Here is a 19751-nt window from a genome sequence, read left to right as displayed (position 1 = left end):
ACTGCGTGGAGGTGTCAATGAATCAGCCAGTAACGCGTGGGCTTGCGCCCGGCGCCGAACCTGATGAACGTACCCGAGACCGTGTCATGACTGCCGTCCTGGAACAAGGTCCTGTCAGCGCAGCCCAATTGGGTGCCGTCTTGGGACTGACGCCCGCAGCCGTTCGCCGGCACCTGGATACCTTGACTCGTGAAGGACTCATAGAGGTCAAGCTGGTCAGCAACGCAAAAAGCGGTGCCGGCCGTCCTGCCCGCCGCTATGTTGTCTCACGGCGTGGCCAGACAGAGATCGGTGAGGATTATCTGCAGATTGCCGCACAGGCACTCAATGAGATCTCCGAGCTTCGGGGTGACGCAGGTGTAGTGGATTTTGCTCAACGTCGCTTTGCCCGCATGGAGGCGAAGTACCAACCGCTCGTAGATGCTGCTGGCATGGACGTAGCCGCACGCTCCAAGGCCTTGGCGGCGGCGCTGAACGCGGATCGCTTCGTTGCCACCTCAAACTCGCTCAACAGCGGAAGCGCCATGGCAGCGGAGCAGTTGTGCCAGGGGCATTGCCCCATTCAGGAACTTGCCAGTTCCTTTCCTCAATTTTGCGATGCCGAGACCGAGGTTTTCTCCCGGTTGATTGGCGTCGACGTGCGCAGGCTCTCCACTATGGCAAGTGGGGGGCACGTGTGCACTACACATGTGCCAACGGGGCGGGCAGTGGTCCGCAAACTAGCGGTCATACCTGCCGGCATGAAAAGCCCCGTGGACTCAATTTCCAAACATCAGCAAGAAAGGCCGTGATGACGGATCAATTAGCGCAGGATGTAAGCGCTCATGGTGACGTGGTGGATGCCACCAACCACGACATCCTCGAAAGAAACCCCGAACTGGATGGTTTGGGAAATTACGCGTTCGGCTGGTCCGACAAAAACGAGGCCAGCGATAACGCACGCCGCGGCCTCAGCGAAGAAGTCGTTCGTGATATCTCGGCCAAGAAGGGCGAACCAGCATGGATGCTGGATATGCGCCTGAAGGGTTTGAAGTACTTTGATCGCAAGCCCATGCCCACCTGGGGTGCAGACCTCTCCGGCATTGACTTCGATAACATCAAGTACTTTGTGCGCTCCACGGAGAAGCAGGCTGGCAGCTGGGAAGAGCTCCCCGAGGACATCCGGAACACCTACGAGAAGCTGGGTATCCCGGAAGCCGAGCGCAACCGCTTGGTGGGTGGCGTCACCGCCCAGTACGAGTCCGAGGTTGTGTACCACCAGATCCGCGAGGACCTAGAGGAGCAGGGCGTCATCTTCACCGACACCGACACTGCCCTGCGGGAACACCCGGAGATTTTCCAGGAGTACTTTGGCACCATGATCCCTGTGGGCGATAACAAGTTCGCCTCATTGAACACGGCAGTCTGGTCCGGCGGTTCCTTCGTTTACGTCCCCAAGGGCGTTCGCGTGGAAATCCCGCTGCAGGCGTACTTCCGTATCAACACCGAGAACATGGGCCAGTTTGAGCGCACGCTCATCATTGCCGATGAAGACAGCTACGTGCACTACATCGAAGGCTGCACGGCACCGATCTACACCTCGGATTCCCTGCACTCGGCCGTTGTCGAGATCGTGGTCAAGAAGAACGCCCGCGTTCGCTACACCACCATCCAGAACTGGTCCAACAACGTGTACAACCTGGTCACCAAGCGGGCCATTGCACACGAAGGCGCCACCATGGAATGGGTTGATGGCAACATCGGCTCTAAGGTCACCATGAAGTACCCGGCTGTTTACTTGGTGGGCGAGCATGCCAAGGGCGAGACGCTCTCGGTTGCGTTTGCCGGCGAAGGCCAGCACCAGGACACCGGCTCCAAGATGGTTCACATTGCGCCTAACACGCAGTCCTCCATCATCTCCAAGTCGGTCGCCCGTGGCGGTGGCCGCGCAGCTTACCGTGGCCTGGTCCAGATCCGCGAGGGTGCACACCACTCGGCCAACACGGTTCGCTGTGATGCCCTGCTGGTTGATAACTACTCCCGCTCGGACACCTACCCCTATGTTGACGTTCGTGAAGACGAAGTCTCCATGGGTCACGAAGCCACCGTGTCCAAGGTCAGCGAAGAGCAGTTGTTCTACCTGCAGTCCCGCGGCATGCCCGAGGACGAGGCCATGGCCATGATTGTGCGCGGCTTCATCGAGCCGATCGCCAAGGAACTCCCCATGGAATACGCGCTTGAACTGAACCGCCTGATCGAACTGCAGATGGAAGGGGCCGTCGGTTAAATGACCGAGCTCACAGAAGAAAAGACAACCGGCGAAGTATGGACGCAGGGCTTCATCAAGGGCATGACCGAAGAAGGCGAAAGCCTCTCCGAGATCAACCCTGAAAGTGGCCCCCTGGGCGGCGCCGCTGCCAAGGCCCACAGCCACGGTGGCGACAGTCATGGCGGAGGAGTCGGCGTTCCCGATTCCTCTCGCGCAGGCCGCCTGACCTCCTACAAGCTGGCCGACTTCCCCGTAATCACGGGTCGAGAAGAAGAATGGCGCTTCACCCCGCTCAAGCGCATGCGCGGACTTGATCGTGTTGGCGTCAAGGGCCAAGAACTTAACGGTCCCGCCCCGCTGGTAGAAGTCAACAAGCCCGACGGCGTCACGGTTGAGACCGTGGGCCGCGAGGACTCACGCATCGGTTCCGCAGGCATCCCCGAGGACCGCGTTGCCGCGGCCGCGTGGGAAAACTTTGCCGAAGCTACCGTTGTCACCTTGCCTGCTGAATTTGTTGGCAATTCCGAGAACGTCACCACCTTGACCCTGACGGGCCAGGGCGAGATTCCCGCAGCCTCACATATTGTGGTTCACGCCAAGAAGTTCGCCACGGGTGTTGTTGTCCTTGACCACCGCGGCACCGCAGTGCTCTCGGAGAACGTGGAGATCCTTGTCGAAGATGGTGCCAACTTGACTGTTGTCAGCATCCAGGATTGGAACGACGACGCCGTGCACGCCAGCGCTCAGCACATCAAGGTGGGCCGCGATGCGAAAGTCAAGCACGTGGTCATCAACCTCGGCGGCAATTTGCTGCGCACCACCCCAGCCGCGCGCTACAGCGGCACCGGTGCCGAGGTAGAAATGTACGGCCTCTACTTCGCTGATGCGGGTCAGCACTTGGAACAGCGCCTCTTTGTGGATCACTCCACCAAGAACTGCAAGTCACGCGTTACCTATAAGGGTGCCCTGCAGGGCGAGAATGCTCACGCCGTATGGATTGGCGACGTGCTGATCCGCAAGCAGGCTGAAGGTACTGACACCTATGAGATGAACCGCAACCTGATTCTGACCAAGGGCGCCCGTGCGGATTCCGTGCCCAACCTGGAAATCGAGACAGGCATGATCGAGGGTGCCGGACACGCAAGTGCCACGGGACGCTTTGATGATGAGCAGCTGTTCTACCTGCAGGCTCGTGGCATTGACGAGGAATCGGCCCGCCGTCTGGTGGTCCGTGGCTTCCTGAACGAGGTCATCCAACAGATCAAGGTGCCGGCTCTTGAAGAGCGCCTGCGCGAGACCGTTGAACGTGAACTTGAGGCGACCGCACTGTGAGTGATTCCTCCGCGCCCGCCGGCGTCATTGTCTGCAAGGACAGTGATGTAGAGGTGAAGTCCGCCTTCTTAGTTGAGGTGGACGATTACCCCATCGCTATTGTGCGTGACTCCTATGGGGAGCTTCATGCCATCGGGGACACCTGCTCACACGCAGAGATATCCCTCAGCGAAGGCGACGTGGAGGAGCGCACCATTGAATGCTGGGCGCATGGCAGCTCTTTCGACCTAACATCAGGTCAACCGCTGACCTTGCCCGCATTCGAGCCCGTGCCTGTCTTTTCATTGACCGTTCATGGTGACGACGTCTATGTGGACGTCACCAACATTCTTAATGGTGTCAGCACGCAGTAGCGTCGCTCGCCCACAGATACAAAAATTCTTAGGAGAAAATAGAGTATGTCTACTCTGGAAATCAAGGACCTGCACGTCAGTATTGAGACCGAGCAGGGCGTCAAGGCCATCCTCAAGGGTGTCAGCCTGACCATCAACACCGGTGAAACACATGCCATCATGGGCCCCAACGGCTCAGGCAAGTCCACCCTTGCGGCAACCATTGCCGGGCACCCCCGCTACACCGTTGACAGCGGCTCCATCACCCTCGACGGCGAAGATGTTCTTCAGATGAGTGTTGACCAGCGTGCCCGTGCCGGACTGTTCCTGGCCATGCAGTACCCCGTGGAAATCCCCGGCGTCACCATGACCAACTTCCTGCGCACCGCCAAGACGGCAATCGACGGCGAAGCACCCAAGCTGCGCACCTGGACCAAGGACGTCAAGGCTGCCATGGCGAAACTGCGCATCGAGCCTGAGTTCGCCGAGCGCAACGTCAATGAAGGCTTCTCCGGTGGCGAGAAGAAGCGTCACGAAATTCTCCAGCTCGAACTCTTGCACCCCAAGTTCGCAATCCTTGATGAGACCGACTCAGGCCTTGACGTTGATGCGCTGAAGATTGTCTCCGAGGGTGTCAACCGCTCCATCGAAACCGGCGGTTTGGGCACTGTGCTCATCACTCACTACACCCGGATCCTGCGCTACATCAAGCCGGACTTCGTTCACGTTTTCGTTGACGGTGCCATCGCCGAGCAGGGCGGCCCCGAGCTTGCCGACCGCTTGGAAGAAGAAGGCTACGACCGCTACCAGGTTGCAGAGACGGCTTCGGCTTAATCGCCGGCTACTCCACCGACCGTTAGGATGGAATCATGACTGACATCAGCGAAACAAGCGCAGCCCCGGTTGCTGGCCAAACCGCTCTCGAGGACATCGAGGAGGCGCTCATGGACGTTATTGACCCCGAACTGGGTGTCAATATTGTGGATCTGGGCCTGCTCTATGGCCTGCGTTACGGCGACGATGGTGCCGTGCTGTTGGACATGACGCTCACCACGGCGGCGTGCCCCTTGCAGGACGTCATCGAGGAGCAGGTGGAGAACTCCCTCAGCCCCATCGTTGACGAATGGCGCATCAACTGGGTGTGGATGCCGCCGTGGGGTCCGGAACGGATCACGGACGACGGTCGCGACCAGATGCGTGCTCTGGGCTTCAACATCTAGTCACCACATAAGACGCGCGCTACAGTTCCCTCGCGGGCAGTAAGATTTCTTCGGTCGCTAAGCGACCTTTGAAATCCATCCCCGCTCCGGGAATCGTAGCGCGCGTCTGCAGTTAATGCGGCTATACCTTCGGCACTGAGAAGGTGTCGCAGGCTGCCATATCGGTACTTTGGTAGCCGGTGTACAGCCACTTTTGGCGCTGCTCGCTGGAGCCGTGGGTCCATGATTCTGGATTGGTTCGTCCGGTGGCGGCCTTTTGAATCCGGTCATCCCCAACAGAGGACGCTGCCGAAAGAGCATCGTTGAGATCGTTTTGAGTCAGCGGCTTCAAGAAGGGTTGGTTGCTGCCAGGGGCGGGTTGGGATGAGGCATAACGCATCCAGATGCCGGCGTAGCAATCTGCTTGCAGTTCGGTGCGGACTGCTGCGGATTGTGAGCCCTTGGGGCCCTGTTGGGCCTTGCCAATGGTGCCTGTCAGGTTCTGTATGTGGTGACCAAATTCGTGGGCAACCACATACTCCTGAGCAAGCGGCCCGCCCGAGGAGCCGAATTGGGTTTCCAACTGGGCAAAGAAGTCCGGGTCAAAGTAGGCGTTGTTGTCGCCGGGGCAGTAGAACGGACCCACGGCTGAGCTGGCCGCGCCGCACGCAGTGCTGACGCTTCCGCTGAAGATCACTGTCTTGGGAAGGGAATAGCCCACCCCATACTGGTCCAAGTAACCGGGCCAGAAGCTATTGAGCGAATTGGCTGTGCCAAGAATCCTGCAGTCAAGGCGCTCATTGGCGTCCTGACCTGTTCGGCAACTCTCCAATGCGGACCCGTTGGACGCTTCGATGGCTGGCTGGTTGCCTGTATCACCTATCAACGCCGTGAGCAGATCAGGGTTTATTCCCAGCAGCGCACCGATCAACACCACAATGCCACCGCCTAGACCCAAGCCCACCTTTGCGCCTCGGCCCTTACCTGCGGTGCTGCCACGGCCGCGCCTATCTTCACCTTGCGAGGGGTCTAGCCGCGCACCTTCGTTGAAAGTCATGGACCCAGAATACCGGCTCCACTCTGACTTTCTGTAGCAGCTCCGCGGGCATCTCTGCTGGCCCAACGCGGAGGCTGGCGTTAGTTGCGGCAAAAAAGGTAGAGTCTAAAGTGGTGATGGATCCCGCCGGAGCGCAGTTGCAGCTCGAACCGCCGTCTGGCTGATGGTTCCTACCTTAGATAAAGGTAGGTGGGCTATGCCCAATGTCGGCACCCTTGTTATTCTTCGTCATGGAGAAAGCACCCTCAATGCACAGGGTCGCTTTACGGGCCTACTTGATCCCGTATTGACACCGCGTGGCCGTGAGGAAGTCCGCCATGCGGGGGAAACCCTCACCGACTTAGGATTTATCCCTCAAATAATTTTCTCTTCCACCATGAGCCGTGCTGTGGAGAGTGCCAATCTTGTCAACGGCCTGCTCCCAGCAGGCACCGTGCCTGTGTTGAGGGCGTGGGAGCTCAACGAACGTAACTACGGATCCTTGACCGGGCGGAGCAGAACAGAATTACTGCGTGAGTTCGGCCCCGAGGTCCTCCACCAGTGGCGCAGGTCAATGCATCAGGCGCCTCCGCCCATGACGGGCTGGCAACTAGAGTCCATCAGGGCCAGCCCGGCATTGGCTACTATGCCAGCAAGCGCCATTTTGGAAACAGAGTCCCTAGATGCTGTGGTCACACGCGTCCGGGGTCTCTGGAGCAAAATCCTGAGGCCTGTGTTGGTGTCAGGTTCCAACGTTTTGGTGATTGGGCACGGCAATTCACTGCGCGCCCTGTGCATGCTCATCGATTCCCTGAGTGAGGATGAAGTTGAGCGGCTAAATCTACCTACAGGGCAACCCTTGCGCTACAGCTTTCAGCCTGGTTGTGTGCCATGCCCTCGGGGTGGGATTTATCTTAACCCCGGCGCAGCAGCCCACGCAGCGAGCGTACTGGCCATGGACGGAGGCACGTGAAAACAGGATTCTTACAGTCCTTGCCAACCCCCACCGCACACTGGAGTAATCACCATGACTGAGTTATCTTTCACCGACGTCCACGCACTGCAGATCCTCGATTCACGCGGCTACCCAACGCTGCGCGTCACCCTCACATCTAAGGATGGAACCATTGCCACGGCCTCGGCACCTTCCGGGGCATCCACCGGCGCCCATGAGGCTCTGGAACTGCGCGACGGCGGCCAAGCCTACTCCGGGCGCGGGGTTATTAAAGCCGTGGACGGTATCAATGCTGAGATTCGCCAGCTGTTGCTTTCCCAGTCTTGGAGTGCCCAACGGGGTGTGGATGAGGCTCTGCGCGATTTGGATGGGACGGCGGAGAAGTCCCGGCTAGGAGCTAACGCCGTGGTTGCGGTTTCCATGGCCAGCGCACGGGCCTTTGCAGCTCACTCCCGCCATCCACTGCACGCATGGATTGCACACACTTTGGGAAAGGCGGAACGCCTCCCTGTCCCTCATTTTAACGTCCTCAACGGGGGAGCCCATGCCGCCAACCCGCTGGCTTTCCAAGAATTCATGATCGCCCCCACCGGTGCCCCCACGTTGGCTGAGGGTATCCGGTGGGGCACGGAAATCTACCATGCACTAAGTGCAACACTGCGGCGCAAGGGCCTCTCCACGGGGCTGGGGGATGAGGGTGGTTATGCCCCTGAAATATCGCGGCCTGAAGAAGCTCTGGATTTGATCACGGCCGCCATAGTCGATGCAGGCTACACTCTGGGTCTCGAGGGTGTCTCAATCGCCCTGGATCCGGCTGCAAACTACTTCTACCATGACGGCACGTACGCGTTCAACGGGCGCAGCTTCACACCTACACAAATGACTGGGTACTACCAGAAGCTGATCACGGACTACCCTATTCGCAGCCTAGAAGACCCGCTTGCTGAGGATGATCCACACGGGTGGCCGGAACTAACCGCGGCTCTGGGGCAGCGGGTGCAGGTTGTTGGAGATGACCTGTTCGTCACCAATCCTGACAGGGTCCGCGAGGGTATCAGCACCGGCGCAGCTAACGCCGTCTTAATCAAACCCAACCAAATCGGCACCGTGACCGAAACCCTTGACACGCTCAGCGTTGCCGATCGGGGCGGCTTTTCCGCCATGGTTTCACACCGGTCCGGGGAGACAGAGGATACCTTTGTGGCAGATCTGGCCGTAGGCGCCGGCTGTGGACAACTCAAATCCGGGGCGCCGGCCCGGGGGGAGCGAGTAGCCAAATACAACCGGCTCCTGGAAATCGCTGATGCAAGCCCTACGATGCCCTACGGGCTCGTCCTGACGGAAGGTGGAAGGACTCGAGATGCGTGATCACCAAAAGAAGGTTGAAGAATCGGCAGCGGCTGCGTCCAGGACTGAGTTGAAGGGGCCCATTCTCGTGGGTGTGGTGCCAGGGCAGCCACTGATCGTGATCCGGCAAGCTGCGGATCTGGCGTACAGTCTAGGCGTAGAACTCGTGTTTGCTTACGTGGATGTCACCCGGTATTTGGTCCAGGACAATGACGGAACAGGTAGTAGATCGGCGCCGATCGATCCGGATGGGGTAGATGAACCGGACGACGTCGAAGGTACGGCCAGCTCAATCCGGGAAGTAATCGCCATGGAGCTGGGATCTGACGAGGTGAAATGGACCTTTGTGAGTCTTGCTGGGGAGCCTGCCCGGTCTCTGGGGCGTCTCGCCGCGGACGTCTTTGCCTGCCTCATTGTTGTGGGAACGCGTGAGCGCGGGGTGGGTGCACGTTTGGAGCAACTTCTCCTAGGATCGGTTGCTGTGCATCTAACCCACCGTCAGCTCCGTCCTGTGTTGGTGATTCCGCTGGATCCGCACGCCGCAAGGGATGCTTCTCAATGGCACTAGCAAGATCGGAAAACATGGAACCAGAGTCACTCCCGGGGATGGATAGCCTCCCAGTGGACAGCGATGTTGACACTCCTGGTCCGCGGCACCGTTCAATTCATCTTCACCCGGGATTCGTAGTGCTTGTCATGCTGGGGGGATGTTTCGGTGCTTTGGCCAGATACGGTCTCAGCATTACTCTTCCTGTCCCTGGCGGTTGGCCGCTGCCGACCTTGTTGATTAATGTATGCGGTGCTTTTGCCTTGGGTGCGTTGCTTGAGGGACTGTCCCGGCGCGGTCCAGACCTAGGCTGGTCACGGTTTGTGCGGCTCTTGGTGGGAACAGGGTTCATGGGCGCTTTTACCACTTACAGCACCCTGGCCGTAGATGCCATGCACCTTTTCGACGCCGACAGACCGGTGGCAGCACTGACATACGTGACCCTCAGTATTGTCGGTGGTGTTGCGGCTGCGCTGTTCGGTATCTGGGTGGGCGCAAAGTATCATCGCTTCGTTGCTGCTAGAAAACGTAGGGTCTTGGCCATTACCGGAAAGGAAAGCAAATGACAGTGCTTTTGCTTGCCCTGGCTGGGGGTGTTGGCGCCGGTCTTAGGTTTATTGTTGACGGGCTGGTCAGGGCTCGGGCTCGCACCGCTTTGCCAGTGGGAACCATACTGATCAACGTCAGTGGATCGCTGTGTCTGGGATTGTTGACTGGTCTGGTTGCTGGACATTACACCGATTCGAGCTGGGGACTAGTTCTGGGGGTTGGCCTGCTGGGCGGCTACACAACGTTCAGCACAGCCAGCTTTGAAACGGTCAGGCTTATCCAGTCCAGACGGACGTGGTTTGCGGTGGTCAATTCCTTGGGAACTGTGATGGCCTGTGTGCTCGCCGCGACGGCGGGATTTGCACTGACGCTCTTATAAGGGATCGTGTCCCTGGTATGAGGCGCTGGCGTCCTAACACTCATCAGCTGGCATTTTCTTTTCATGAGCGTCGCCTTTGAGTGCACAACACAAAACAGCATGAGGAAAGTTCAGCTCTTTGACCGTGCCCGCAGTATTGAGCAGGCCTCCCGTTTTAGTTCTTGGGCATAGGTGCCATGCTGGCCAGTGAGGATACCCGAACCACGTGGACAAGGATCGCGGAGAACCTTTTAGTCTCAGACGGCTAGGAGGTCTCCAGCTGCCACCTGATCTATTCCCGCAGTGCCTAGCTCGAGCCTGCGCCAATAAGGCCGAGTATTATGCCAGGGTTCCCACAATCCACGGTGGCAAAACACCTGTCAGCAAGCGATGGCGATCACGCCCCGGACGGGGTGAGCAGCTTTTGGGTCCCCAGTGCAGGCAGTACAGCGCGGCCTTTCGCGGCCCTGAGCCCGTTGAGAATCACCACTACTTCGGCCAGTTCGTGAACTAGTACTACGCCGGCCAGGCCCAGCACTCCAAAGAGAGCCAAAGGGAACAGAATAATGATGAGGGCTAGGGCTAGTGCAATGTTGGCCGTCATGATGCGCCGTCCGCGGCGGGCATGGGCCAGCGCTTGGGGGATCAGCCGCAGATCTGTCCCCGTGAAGGCTACCGCAGCGGTTTCGATCGCAGCAGCCGAGCCGGTGGCGCCCATAGCAATCCCCACATCAGCGGCTGCCAAGGCGGGGGCATCGTTGATGCCGTCACCGATCATTGCTGTCCGGTAGCGGGTGGAGTAGGCCTCCAGAGCGTAGGCCTTATCTGCCGGGAGCTGTTCGGCCAGATACTCACTAATACCCGCCTGGCTGGCTAACGCCTGAGCGGTCCGGGTATTATCACCTGTCAGCATCACGGTACTGACCCCTTGGGCGTTGAGCTCGGCAATGGCGGTAGCGGCTTCAGGCTTGAGTTCGTCGCGGATGCCGATCAGCCCCGCCGGGGATCCGGCGATTTCCACAACAATGACTGTCATGCCCTCGGATTCGAGCCGCCTGCACGCCGCGGCCAACGCCCCGGGCGCCACCCAGCGAGGGCTGCCAATTCTGGCCGGGACCCCCTCAAGATTTCCGCGGATCCCTTCTCCGGGGGTCTCAAAAATGTCAGTGGCTGGCGGAGGTGTGGGTGTTTCGGCAAGAATGGCTGCTGCCAGTGGGTGGGTGCTGTGCATTTCTAGCGCGGATGCCACGGCGAGAACTCTGCTGCGATCAGTACCAGGTACCGTCTCCACCGCAACAACTTCGGGCATGTTGCGTGTCAGAGTGCCTGTTTTATCGAACGCCACCAGCTTCACGGCACCGAGCTGTTCAAAAGCCTCGCCGGATTTTATCACCACCCCAAAACGGCTGGCCGCACCAATGGCTGAAATTACTGTCACCGGCACGGCAATGGCCAGAGCGCACGGGGATGCCGCGACTAGGACAACCAAGGCACGTTCAATCCAGATACTCGGTTCGCCCAACAGGGAGCCAAGCAGTGCCACCAACCCGGCCACAATCAAGACCACGGGGATCATGGGGCGGGCAATGCGGTCCGCGATCCGGGCACGCTCGCCCTTCCGGGCTTGTGCATTTTCCACGAGCCGCACAATTGTTGTTAGGGAATTCTCATACCCGTCCGCACTCGCTTCCAGTTCCAGGCTGCCACTGCCATTGATTGCTCCGGCAGGCACTGCTTCTCCAGGTGCAACCTCTACAGGAATTGACTCGCCCGTGATGGCGGACGTGTCCAGGCTGGATCTTCCGGAGGTGACCACTGCATCAGTTGCCACCCGCTCTCCTGGGCGAACAACCAGTCGATCCAACACGCGGATCTCGCGGGCGGGAATGACCACCTGCCCCGAACTGCGTGAAATGGTTGCCGTTTCGGGGACTAGGGACAGCAGAGAACGTAGCCCGTGGCGGGCACTATCCAGAGCTCGGTCTTCCAAGGCTTCAGCGATGGAGAAGAGGAACGCCAGCGCCGCAGCTTCGCCTACGTGGCCCAGCAAGACTGCTCCTGCGGCGGCAATACTCATCAACAGCCCTACGCCCAGGCGCCCGCGCAGCAGCCGTCGCATGGCCCCGGGGATAAATGTTGAGGCGCCCAATACTAGGCTGCCTGCCAGAACAACAGTATTAGCGGGCTTGTTTCCCGCCCACTCCAAGCCATAGCCAATGCCAAGCAGGAGCCCGGCGGAGATCGGGACTAGAAGGTGAACGTCCTGCCACCAAGGCGTGAATGCCTCAGGGGCTTCCCCGGTGTCGCGGGGCAACTCCTGTGATCCCAGAAGAGCTGCTGATGCGGTGGCGGCCTTAGGGTGCGCACTTCCCGAAGCAACGTTGCGCACTGTGGCATTCCCCCGAGTGTCAGGTTCCTCAGATCCGCAACATTCCCGGCTCATGCCTGAACCCTCATGCCTGAACCCTCATGCCTGAACCTCGGTGCCGCAACACAGCGGAACAACGCAATTCACTTCAAGACATCCCTGCCCGTCGTCTATTGCCAACACCACATCCACCAGAGCAACCAATGCCCGAGTGAGGTGCTCATCAGCAATCTCATACCTTGTTTGCCGTCCCTCCGGCACAGCAGCAACAAGGCCGCACCCGCGCAAGCAACTCAAGTGATTCGAGACATTGGAGCGGGTCAGGCCCAAATCCACGGCAAGCTGCCCCGGATATCCTGGGCCTTCGATCAGGCTCGTCAGGATACGTGAGCGGGTTGGATCCGACATGGCGCGGCCCAAACGGTTCATGATATCAACACGGGAAGCAATAGTCAGCATACGCTGACTATACAGCAGAAGCTGACATATACCTTTGGCGAGGTGCGCTAAGACGCGTGATGGAATTTCATGTGCCCAAAAATGATGGCGTGGTTATTGACAAAAATTTCAACCGCCAGATGAAAATTCTCACGCTCAAGAAGGGAATAGGGCCTAGGGTTCCTGCGGGCCCGGGCCGGAAGTCAAACTATCTGCCGATAGGGGCCAACGGGCTCCAAAACAAGTACTTTTGCAGTGATACATTGAAAATTCAGTCCCTCCACGCGAATGACTCGGAATGCCTGCCCACGCCTTGAACGTCTTTAGTTCCATTCCGTTGGTTATCAACTCGTCACGGGCATATCAAATGAAAGCAGCAGAAATGAACAAGAAGTTTGTGGCCATCATGGGTTCCGGTCCGGGCGTAAGCGCCGGCGTGGCCAGGAAGTTTGGTGCCAACGGCTTCACGGTGATCCTGCTGGCGAGGAACCTGCAGTCACTACAGCTTCGCGTTTCGGAGCTCAAGAATGCAGGTATCGAAGCCCACGGCATCGTGGCTGATGCCAGCGACGCGCAGAGTCTGAAAACGGCGTTCGCCCGCATCCACGCCGAACACGGAATCTTGGATGCCTTGGTCTACAACGCCGGAGCCAACACCATTGCCAACCCCACCGTTCTTGACCCCTCGGATTTGGCCCGGGATTTTTCGATCAATGTGGTGGGGGCGCTGAGCTGCGCCCAGCTGGTGGCTCCGTCCATGATTGAACGTGGAACAGGGTCCATCCTTTTCACGGGAGGATTGCTGGCTCTAAATCCTGTTGCATCCAGGGCATCGGCCTCCATTAGCAAGGCCGGGCTCCGCAACCTGACCTTCACCTTGGGCGATGAGCTCGCCACGCAGGGTATCAGGGTTGGAACGGTGACCATAGGTGGCGCCGTTCAGCCAGGGACCTTCTTCGATCCCGATTTGATTGCCGAAGCCTACTGGGACTTGCACACCGGAAAGTCAACAGGAGAGATTCTGTACGTGAAGCCCTGAATTAGCCAGCTAGAGTGTGCGTTCTTGCGAGCTGTTCGGGTGCGGACGCAGCCTTCCTTCGCCGGGCGGCGGCTAGCCGGGTGGCTACGAGGCCATGGCGCGGGCTAAAAAGGTAGACCAGCGTAAAAGCCGCGCCCTGGACCAACACCACCATGCCGCCGGAGGCTGCATCCAGGTAGTAGCTCGCGTAGAGTCCGACGACGGCGCACGCGGCTGAGATGGTCGGCGCAAGAACCAGCATCCTCCCAAATCGGTCCGTGAGCAAGTAGGCGGTGGCGCCTGGAATGATCAACATGGCAACCACCAGCACCACGCCCACGGCTTGCAACGCCACTACTGAGGTTAGCGCCAGTAGCCCCAGCAGGAAGGCTCCGAGCAGGCGCGGGTTGAGCCCAATTGCGTGGGCGTGGGTTGGGTCAAAAGCAAATAAGGTGAAGTCGCGGTGTTTGAGGATAAGGATAACCAAGGTGATGGTACCGAGCACCAGTACCTGAACAAGATCCTCGTGGCTCAGACCCAGAAGGTTGCCAAAAATAATGTGGGTGAGATCGCTCTGGCTGGGCGTGACCGAGATCAGGACCAGGCCCAGAGCAAAGAGCGTAGTGAAGACTATGCCGATTGCAGCGTCCTCCTTGACCCTGCTCGTGTCCCTCACGGCCCCGATAAGTCCAACGGCCAGGAACCCGAACAACACCGCACCCACAGCGAAGGGGACCCCGGCTATGTAAGCCAAGACAACTCCGGGAAGGACCGCGTGCGAGACGGCATCGCCCATGAGGGACCAGCCGATGAGAACTAGCCAGCAGGATAGTACGGCGCAGACCACGGCGGCGATTACCGTAACGGCCAGGGCACGTTGCATAAAGACAAAGTCGAAAGGATCCAGTAGGAACTCGAAAATACTCACAGAGCCATCTCGTTTCGGTTCATGACGTCTAAGCCAAAGGCAAGGGCAAGGTTTTCCGGCTGCAGGACCACCGCGGGGTCCCCGTGCATTAGGACGCGGCGCATGATCAACACCGCCTCGTCAGCCAGTTCCGGCAGTGCGTGGAGATCGTGGGTTGAGAGCAGAATGGCGGCCCCATCAGCAGCTAGTTCCTTCAATAGGGCGCAGATGGTGGCTTCTGAGCGCTTGTCGACTCCAGCAAAAGGCTCGTCCAGTAATAGGGTGGTGGCGCCTTGAGCAATGCCCCGTGCCACGAAGGCTCGCTTTCGCTGCCCGCCCGAGAGCTGTCCAATCTGCCGCTGCGCGAAGTCGGAGAGCTCCACGCGGTCCAAGGCCTCTGCCACGGCCAGTTTGTCCTTCTTGTGCGGCCGCCGGGTCATGCCCATATGACCATAGCGGCCCATCATGACTACCTCATGCACAGAGAGCGGGAACTGCCAGTCCACGTCTTCACTTTGGGGGACGTAGCTGATAGCTCCGCTGCGTCTGGCCGCAGCTGGTGAGCCGCCGTCGATGGTGACCGCGCCGGCGTCGGGCTTCACCAGCCCCATAATGGCCTTGAAGAGAGTGGACTTTCCGGAGCCGTTCATGCCCACCAGTCCACAGATTCGGCCCTTGTCCAGACGCAGCGTGGCGCCATCCAGCGCCGGTACGTCTCCGTAGTTGACGGTGACAGAGTCAACATCAATGGTGGCACTCATGGCAACACACCGTTGCTGACACCGGTCAGACCCTCAGTGATGACCTTCGCGTCGTGTCGGATCAAGTCCAAATAGGTGGGTACGGGCCCGTCAGGTTCGGAGAGGGAATCGACGTAGAGCGTGCCACCAAAAACGGCATCGGTGGCCTCGACAACTCGCTCCATGGGCGCGGCGGAGACCGTTGATTCACAAAAGACCGCAGGAACATTGTTGCGGCGCACAAAGTCAATGGTCCCGGTGATTTGCTGTGGCGTGGCTTGCTGTTCTGCGTTGACGGCCCAGATGTACCTTTCACTCAGGCCGGCATCGCGAGCCAAGTAGGAGAAGGCGCCCTCGCAGCTCACCAAGGCCCGCTGGCTGGTGGGCAGTGCCGAGAGATCCCTGATGAGCTGGTCCTGGACGTCTTGCAATTTGTCCTTGTAGGCAGCGCCGTTGGCTTGGTAGTAGGTGCCGTTGGCTGGGTCCAGCTTTGTGAAGGCCTTGACCATGTTCTCCACGTAGACCTGGACGTTGGATGGTGACATCCAGGCATGTGGATTGGGCAGGTCCTTGTACTTGTCCTCGGCAATTTCCATGATCTCTATGCCATCGGAAACCACGGCATGGGGCGCGTCGAGGTCCTGAACGAATTTTTCAAACCATGCCTCCAGGCCCAAGCCGTTATCTAAGATCAGATCTGCCTTGGCTGCCCTGCGGATGTCTCCCGGGGTGGGCTCGTAGCCATGAATTTCCGCCCCCACCTTAGTGATGGATTCCACCGTGAGCTTGTTTCCCGCCACGTTCGCAGCAATGTCGGCCAGGACTGTGAAAGTGGTCAGGACCACAGGGCGGTTCTCGCCATCAACACTCACATTACTTGCTGTGGGGGTGCAGGAAGTCAGTGCCAATGCGCACGTGAGGGCCCCGGCTGCCAAGGAAAGCCGCAGGGGGTGCGGAGATCTGAAGTAATTTACTCTCATGCCCAAAGCCTAAGTTAGGCATGCCGAAATAACTAATACAGTACGCCTAAATACTTTGGATCGAGGTATTCCTAGTCACAGTGGACACAAGCCAGTCAAGAGATTTGGCTAACTCGCAGGACCCCGTCCCATCGCACTGAACGCGCTGGGCTGTAAACTTCTGATGGATTTCCCATCGCTTAGGGGAGTCCTTTGACTGGATACGTTCGGTTAGTCAAAAAAATACTACACAAGGAGTTTCGGCATGGCCGGTGGCCTCGTAGCACTTCTGGATGACGTAGCGGCCCTTGTGAAGGTCACGGCCGCTTCCCTTGATGACATTGCCTTGGGAGCTGGTAAGGCCAGCGTTAAGTCACTTGGCGTGGTTGTTGATGATGCTGCGGTCACCCCGCAGTATGTTGAAGGATTATCGCCAAAACGGGAGCTTCCCATTATCTGGAAGATCGCGGTTGGATCCATCCGGAACAAGCTTCTGATTATCTTGCCGGTGGCCTTGCTTCTTTCACAGTTTGCCCCGTGGGCCTTGACACCGATCTTGATGATCGGCGGCGCGTACTTGGTGTTCGAAGGTGCTGAGAAAATTCTTGAAGCCATGGGAGCGATCAAGCATCATGGCCTAGGTGCAAACGGCGCGGTACGTGAAGAAAAGGCCATTATTGGGGCTGCCGTGCGAACCGATCTGGTGCTCTCCGCGGAAATCATGGTCATCTCATTGAACGAGGTTGCCCACGAGAGCTTCCTGAACCGAACCTTGATTCTCATCTTGATCGCCTTCCTCATGACGGTGGTGGTTTATGGTGTGGTTGGCCTGATTGTGAAGATGGATGACATTGGCCTGCACTTGGCCAAGAAGAGTTCAGCCGTTGCGCAAAAGGTAGGCCGTGGACTGGTCAAGGGGATGCCGATTGTGATGTCCATACTGAGCAAGGTGGGCATTGTTGCCATGCTGTGGGTAGGCGGACACCTGATTTTAGTAGGTATGGATGACTTGGGCTGGCATGCACCCTACGGGTTCGTTCACCACGTGGAGATGCTGGTCCATGATGCCACCGGCTCCGCCGGCGCAGTTCTGGGTTGGCTCGTTAATACGGCGTTCTCCTGCCTCGCCGGCTTCATCATTGGCTCGGTAATTACGGCTGCCGTACAAGGAATTAACAGGCTTCGAAGCAAGCACTAAGTGGCGACGTTGCCTCGATGAGATTCTTCATCAACAATCTTTACCAACGGGACCACTTCGGCTGGCTGATTTTACCTTCATCTAGAACCGTCACGGTACCTGCTCTGACCAACACCTCGGCATGGTGGTGGGAGAGGATGACGGCAAGCAGCGCCGGTACGGTCTTCGGGGGCGAATACCGCAGCAACCCGCTTTCATAAAGGTGGAACACAGGCATTTGGACTCTCTATGTGCCCCAGTGGTAGGGCTGTCTTGTGCGGCCGTGACTACGTAACCAGCAGTGTTGCACTCGAAATCGACGTTGAATTCGAGTGCCCAGTCTATGGTGGTTGTAGGGAAGTGGGGGATAGTGAATGATTTCAAGGCGCTGGATGTCCAGCAAAATCACGGTCGGGGTGGTTGTTCTCTCTGTGCTGGCTGGCTGTGCCCCGTCACAGGAGGATGAATTAGCGGCAGCGAACTTCCATAACGTAGGAACACTGGATGAATCCAGCGTTTGGCTCTCGGGGGAACCGAACCGTGATGGTGATTATGAAATCAAAGTCACCGGTAAATTTCACGATTATTGCAATGGCGCTGTCCTCGCCCCCGTCGGCATTCAGATCTGCAATGGTGGAGAGCTAGACGGCGGGGCCCTGTTCATGATCGGGGCCCCAGCTAGTGCAACGGGCGGAACTCTGACCATGATGAATGGAGTGGTCATAGAGCTATCGATATTTGATCTACCCCAAAATGATGATCTCAAAATAGCCGCGGGCAGCGCCCCGGCACGTAGTGCTGCAGGATTTTATAGTGTTCGGTTCACTACATCTAGCGGGGAAATCTTGAATCGTGAGGGTAAGTCACAATGATCAGAGTAAGGCAATCACCGACAGGCCGTGCAGACACCGTCTTGGCAGATCGCACCGTATAGATTGATGCGCCGGTGGGCGGAGAAATTCGTATCAATTTTCATGCGTAGCCCCATTGGTGATCGGTGATTTAGGGGGCGGACAAAACAGGCGGTGCTGACCCGGATGAACACCGGTGTGACAATCATCCGTAGCTTCGGAGAGCCTGGCTACGAGATAGTGAGCGTAGGGGAAGATATTGACCGTGGCGATTCTCTGGGTCCCACGCTGATTCCTTACGGTCCGCTGCTGTCCATCCCGGAGGCCACGGAGCCCACAAATTGTACCGATCTGTAACAATCCCGAAGAAACGCGTAGGAACGGTCTGCTAAACCCGGGCCACGGCGTCATAGCCGTAAAAATTTCTGCTACCGGAGGTGTTACTGGCGTAAGGGGAATGCCTCACGCAGTTACTTCTGAGATGAACGAAGCCAGCATGCCCATCTTCTGCGAGGATTCATGGCCTGCCCACCCCCGTGAAATTTGATACGCAGACAACTTGGCCCAATGACATCATGCTTGGCAGGGGAACAGATTCAGCGCTGACGTTCCTCACGTATTACAACACGTGGCGAGACATCGACTCTACTATCCGCCATGGAAAAGCCTCACCCGAACGGGCACTGCATGCAGCCACTCAAGCCAACGCAAAGATCCTCGGAATTGAGAAGATAACTGGTTCTTTAGAGGTGGTTAAATCACCGAGGGAGCTGGCGGGAAAAATGGCTCCGGTTGGCTGGGATTATTTGGTTCTGGCACAGGTGGGGCAGGTGCGGTGGGGCCATTGGGTTCCAAGGGTTCCACTGGTTCGGTTGGATCGAGTGGAAAATCCGGCTGCGGGCTCCCCGGGAACGGGTCAGGTACTTGGGGCTGTGGTTCAGTGGACTGATGCTGGTTCATGGGGTTCCTTCTTCTCAATGGTTGACGTTCTTGGAAATTATGAGGATGAAACTTTTATGAGAAACTTGCTTGCTAAAAACTGATCCGTTTTTCATGCTAACGACCTACTGAGAGGACGTCCATGGCCCGGGGTGGAAAATACCGGAGTATGGATGGCACTCCACATGACACCGCGCCAAAGCACCCGAACATGCCCTAGAGAGCCAGCGATTTCGCGAGAACTTTAGTTCAGTCTCGTCGGCTCATTGATATTGTTCGGCCCGGAGTCTAGCCTTAAGGCACAGGTAGCAGCCACTCTCTAGGTGAAATAGGGGCGTCCGCATACCGGAGTAAAAACACTGAATTTGGGAGTGTGACGCTGTGGGACTGATAGTTGGATTGTTGATTATTTGGCTTATCTTGGCAGTCTTGGGATTCGCGGTTAAGGGTC

The 19751-nt window shown here is 58.1% G+C and carries 23 protein-coding genes and 1 riboswitch; of the genes, 16 read left to right on the top strand and 7 right to left on the bottom strand.

What is annotated here, in order from left to right:
* Positions 1-17: 17 nt before the first annotated feature.
* The 6 genes from ABIB48_RS02715 to ABIB48_RS02690 are packed head-to-tail and all read left to right on the top strand — an operon-like array spanning position 18 to position 5132.
* On the top strand, positions 18-791 hold the full coding sequence (locus ABIB48_RS02715) for a helix-turn-helix transcriptional regulator (RefSeq protein ID WP_315913776.1): 774 nt from the start codon (positions 18-20) through the stop codon (positions 789-791).
* Positions 791-2266, top strand: coding sequence for a Fe-S cluster assembly protein SufB (gene sufB, locus ABIB48_RS02710; protein WP_110106938.1), 1476 nt, complete (start codon positions 791-793; stop codon positions 2264-2266). Before ABIB48_RS02715 ends, sufB begins: the two co-directional genes overlap by 1 nt.
* Complete coding sequence (gene sufD / locus ABIB48_RS02705; protein ID WP_110106937.1) at positions 2267-3580, top strand: Fe-S cluster assembly protein SufD; 1314 nt, start codon at positions 2267-2269, stop codon at positions 3578-3580.
* Entirely contained in the window at positions 3577-3933 is a 357-nt protein-coding gene (locus tag ABIB48_RS02700; RefSeq protein WP_110106936.1) for a non-heme iron oxygenase ferredoxin subunit, read from the top strand. Before sufD ends, ABIB48_RS02700 begins: the two co-directional genes overlap by 4 nt.
* 45 nt (positions 3934-3978) lie before the next feature.
* On the top strand, positions 3979-4746 hold the full coding sequence (sufC, locus tag ABIB48_RS02695) for a Fe-S cluster assembly ATPase SufC (RefSeq protein ID WP_110106935.1): 768 nt from the start codon (positions 3979-3981) through the stop codon (positions 4744-4746).
* A gap of 35 nt (positions 4747-4781) precedes the next feature.
* Positions 4782-5132 carry a metal-sulfur cluster assembly factor gene (locus ABIB48_RS02690; protein WP_110106934.1) on the top strand — a complete coding sequence of 117 codons (351 nt, stop codon included), beginning with the start codon at positions 4782-4784 and terminating at the stop codon, positions 5130-5132.
* A gap of 121 nt (positions 5133-5253) precedes the next feature.
* Here the strand turns inward: ABIB48_RS02690 and ypfJ are convergent, their stop codons facing one another.
* On the bottom strand, positions 5254-6168 hold the full coding sequence (ypfJ, locus tag ABIB48_RS02685; protein ID WP_354211825.1) for a KPN_02809 family neutral zinc metallopeptidase: 915 nt from the start codon (positions 6166-6168) through the stop codon (positions 5254-5256).
* A gap of 103 nt (positions 6169-6271) precedes the next feature.
* Positions 6272-6348, top strand: a riboswitch (Fluoride riboswitch).
* 16 nt (positions 6349-6364) lie between these two features.
* Here ypfJ and ABIB48_RS02680 point away from each other — a divergent pair.
* The 5 genes from ABIB48_RS02680 to crcB are packed head-to-tail and all read left to right on the top strand — an operon-like array spanning position 6365 to position 9924.
* Complete coding sequence (locus ABIB48_RS02680; RefSeq protein WP_354211823.1) at positions 6365-7120, top strand: 2,3-bisphosphoglycerate-dependent phosphoglycerate mutase; 756 nt, start codon at positions 6365-6367, stop codon at positions 7118-7120.
* Positions 7121-7174: 54 nt separating this feature from the next.
* A complete protein-coding gene (gene eno, locus ABIB48_RS02675; protein WP_354211821.1) occupies positions 7175-8470 on the top strand; it encodes a phosphopyruvate hydratase in 1296 nt (431 codons plus the stop codon).
* Positions 8463-9017 carry a universal stress protein gene (locus ABIB48_RS02670; RefSeq protein ID WP_354211819.1) on the top strand — a complete coding sequence of 185 codons (555 nt, stop codon included), beginning with the start codon at positions 8463-8465 and terminating at the stop codon, positions 9015-9017. Before eno ends, ABIB48_RS02670 begins: the two co-directional genes overlap by 8 nt.
* Before the next feature lie 38 nt (positions 9018-9055).
* Positions 9056-9562 (top strand): fluoride efflux transporter FluC, encoded by a 507-nt coding sequence (locus tag ABIB48_RS02665; protein WP_354211817.1) that lies wholly within the window; start codon positions 9056-9058, stop codon positions 9560-9562.
* Complete coding sequence (gene crcB, locus ABIB48_RS02660) at positions 9559-9924, top strand: fluoride efflux transporter CrcB (RefSeq protein WP_315913780.1); 366 nt, start codon at positions 9559-9561, stop codon at positions 9922-9924. The genes ABIB48_RS02665 and crcB overlap by 4 nt, the downstream gene beginning before the upstream one ends.
* A gap of 376 nt (positions 9925-10300) precedes the next feature.
* Here crcB and ABIB48_RS02655 read toward each other — a convergent pair whose 3' ends face one another.
* Positions 10301-12346, bottom strand: coding sequence for a heavy metal translocating P-type ATPase (locus ABIB48_RS02655; RefSeq protein WP_354211815.1), 2046 nt, complete (start codon positions 12344-12346; stop codon positions 10301-10303).
* Positions 12347-12370: 24 nt separating this feature from the next.
* On the bottom strand, positions 12371-12730 hold the full coding sequence (cmtR, locus tag ABIB48_RS02650) for a Cd(II)/Pb(II)-sensing metalloregulatory transcriptional regulator CmtR (RefSeq protein WP_110106927.1): 360 nt from the start codon (positions 12728-12730) through the stop codon (positions 12371-12373).
* A gap of 361 nt (positions 12731-13091) precedes the next feature.
* On the opposite strand from cmtR, the gene ABIB48_RS02645 reads away from it, so the two are divergent.
* Positions 13092-13748: an SDR family NAD(P)-dependent oxidoreductase gene (locus ABIB48_RS02645; protein ID WP_354211812.1), complete on the top strand. Its 657-nt coding sequence runs from the start codon at positions 13092-13094 to the stop codon at positions 13746-13748.
* 1 nt (position 13749) lies between these two features.
* On the opposite strand, the gene ABIB48_RS02640 is transcribed toward ABIB48_RS02645, so the two are convergent.
* The 3 genes from ABIB48_RS02640 to ABIB48_RS02630 are packed head-to-tail and all read right to left on the bottom strand — an operon-like array spanning position 13750 to position 16354.
* The gene (locus tag ABIB48_RS02640) at positions 13750-14610 is read right to left on the bottom strand and encodes a metal ABC transporter permease (RefSeq protein WP_440147954.1); all 861 of its coding nucleotides are present in this window, start codon (positions 14608-14610) and stop codon (positions 13750-13752) included.
* Between the two features lie 41 nt (positions 14611-14651).
* Positions 14652-15395 (bottom strand): metal ABC transporter ATP-binding protein, encoded by a 744-nt coding sequence (locus ABIB48_RS02635; RefSeq protein WP_354211809.1) that lies wholly within the window; start codon positions 15393-15395, stop codon positions 14652-14654.
* The gene (locus tag ABIB48_RS02630) at positions 15392-16354 is read right to left on the bottom strand and encodes a metal ABC transporter substrate-binding protein (protein ID WP_354211808.1); all 963 of its coding nucleotides are present in this window, start codon (positions 16352-16354) and stop codon (positions 15392-15394) included. Before ABIB48_RS02630 ends, ABIB48_RS02635 begins: the two co-directional genes overlap by 4 nt.
* Positions 16355-16598: 244 nt before the next feature.
* On the opposite strand from ABIB48_RS02630, the gene ABIB48_RS02625 reads away from it, so the two are divergent.
* On the top strand, positions 16599-17531 hold the full coding sequence (locus ABIB48_RS02625) for a DUF808 domain-containing protein (protein ID WP_354211806.1): 933 nt from the start codon (positions 16599-16601) through the stop codon (positions 17529-17531).
* A 40-nt stretch (positions 17532-17571) separates the two neighbouring features.
* On the opposite strand, the gene ABIB48_RS02620 is transcribed toward ABIB48_RS02625, so the two are convergent.
* Positions 17572-17748: a hypothetical protein gene (locus tag ABIB48_RS02620; RefSeq protein ID WP_170120990.1), complete on the bottom strand. Its 177-nt coding sequence runs from the start codon at positions 17746-17748 to the stop codon at positions 17572-17574.
* Between the two features lie 154 nt (positions 17749-17902).
* On the opposite strand from ABIB48_RS02620, the gene ABIB48_RS02615 reads away from it, so the two are divergent.
* From ABIB48_RS02615 to ABIB48_RS02605, 3 genes are all read left to right on the top strand, one after another.
* Positions 17903-18382, top strand: coding sequence for a hypothetical protein (locus ABIB48_RS02615; RefSeq protein ID WP_110106920.1), 480 nt, complete (start codon positions 17903-17905; stop codon positions 18380-18382).
* Positions 18383-18559: 177 nt separating this feature from the next.
* Positions 18560-18718 (top strand): hypothetical protein, encoded by a 159-nt coding sequence (locus ABIB48_RS02610; RefSeq protein WP_170120989.1) that lies wholly within the window; start codon positions 18560-18562, stop codon positions 18716-18718.
* A gap of 179 nt (positions 18719-18897) precedes the next feature.
* A complete protein-coding gene (locus ABIB48_RS02605; protein ID WP_110106919.1) occupies positions 18898-19404 on the top strand; it encodes a hypothetical protein in 507 nt (168 codons plus the stop codon).
* The last annotated feature ends 347 nt before the right edge of the window (positions 19405-19751 follow it).

The organism is Arthrobacter sp. UYCu511, from assembly GCF_040547105.1.
Lineage (GTDB): Bacteria > Actinomycetota > Actinomycetes > Actinomycetales > Micrococcaceae > Specibacter > Specibacter psychrochitiniphilus.
The sequence above is the reverse complement of the archived record's forward strand: the minus strand, read 5'-3'. Positions and strand labels throughout refer to the sequence as shown.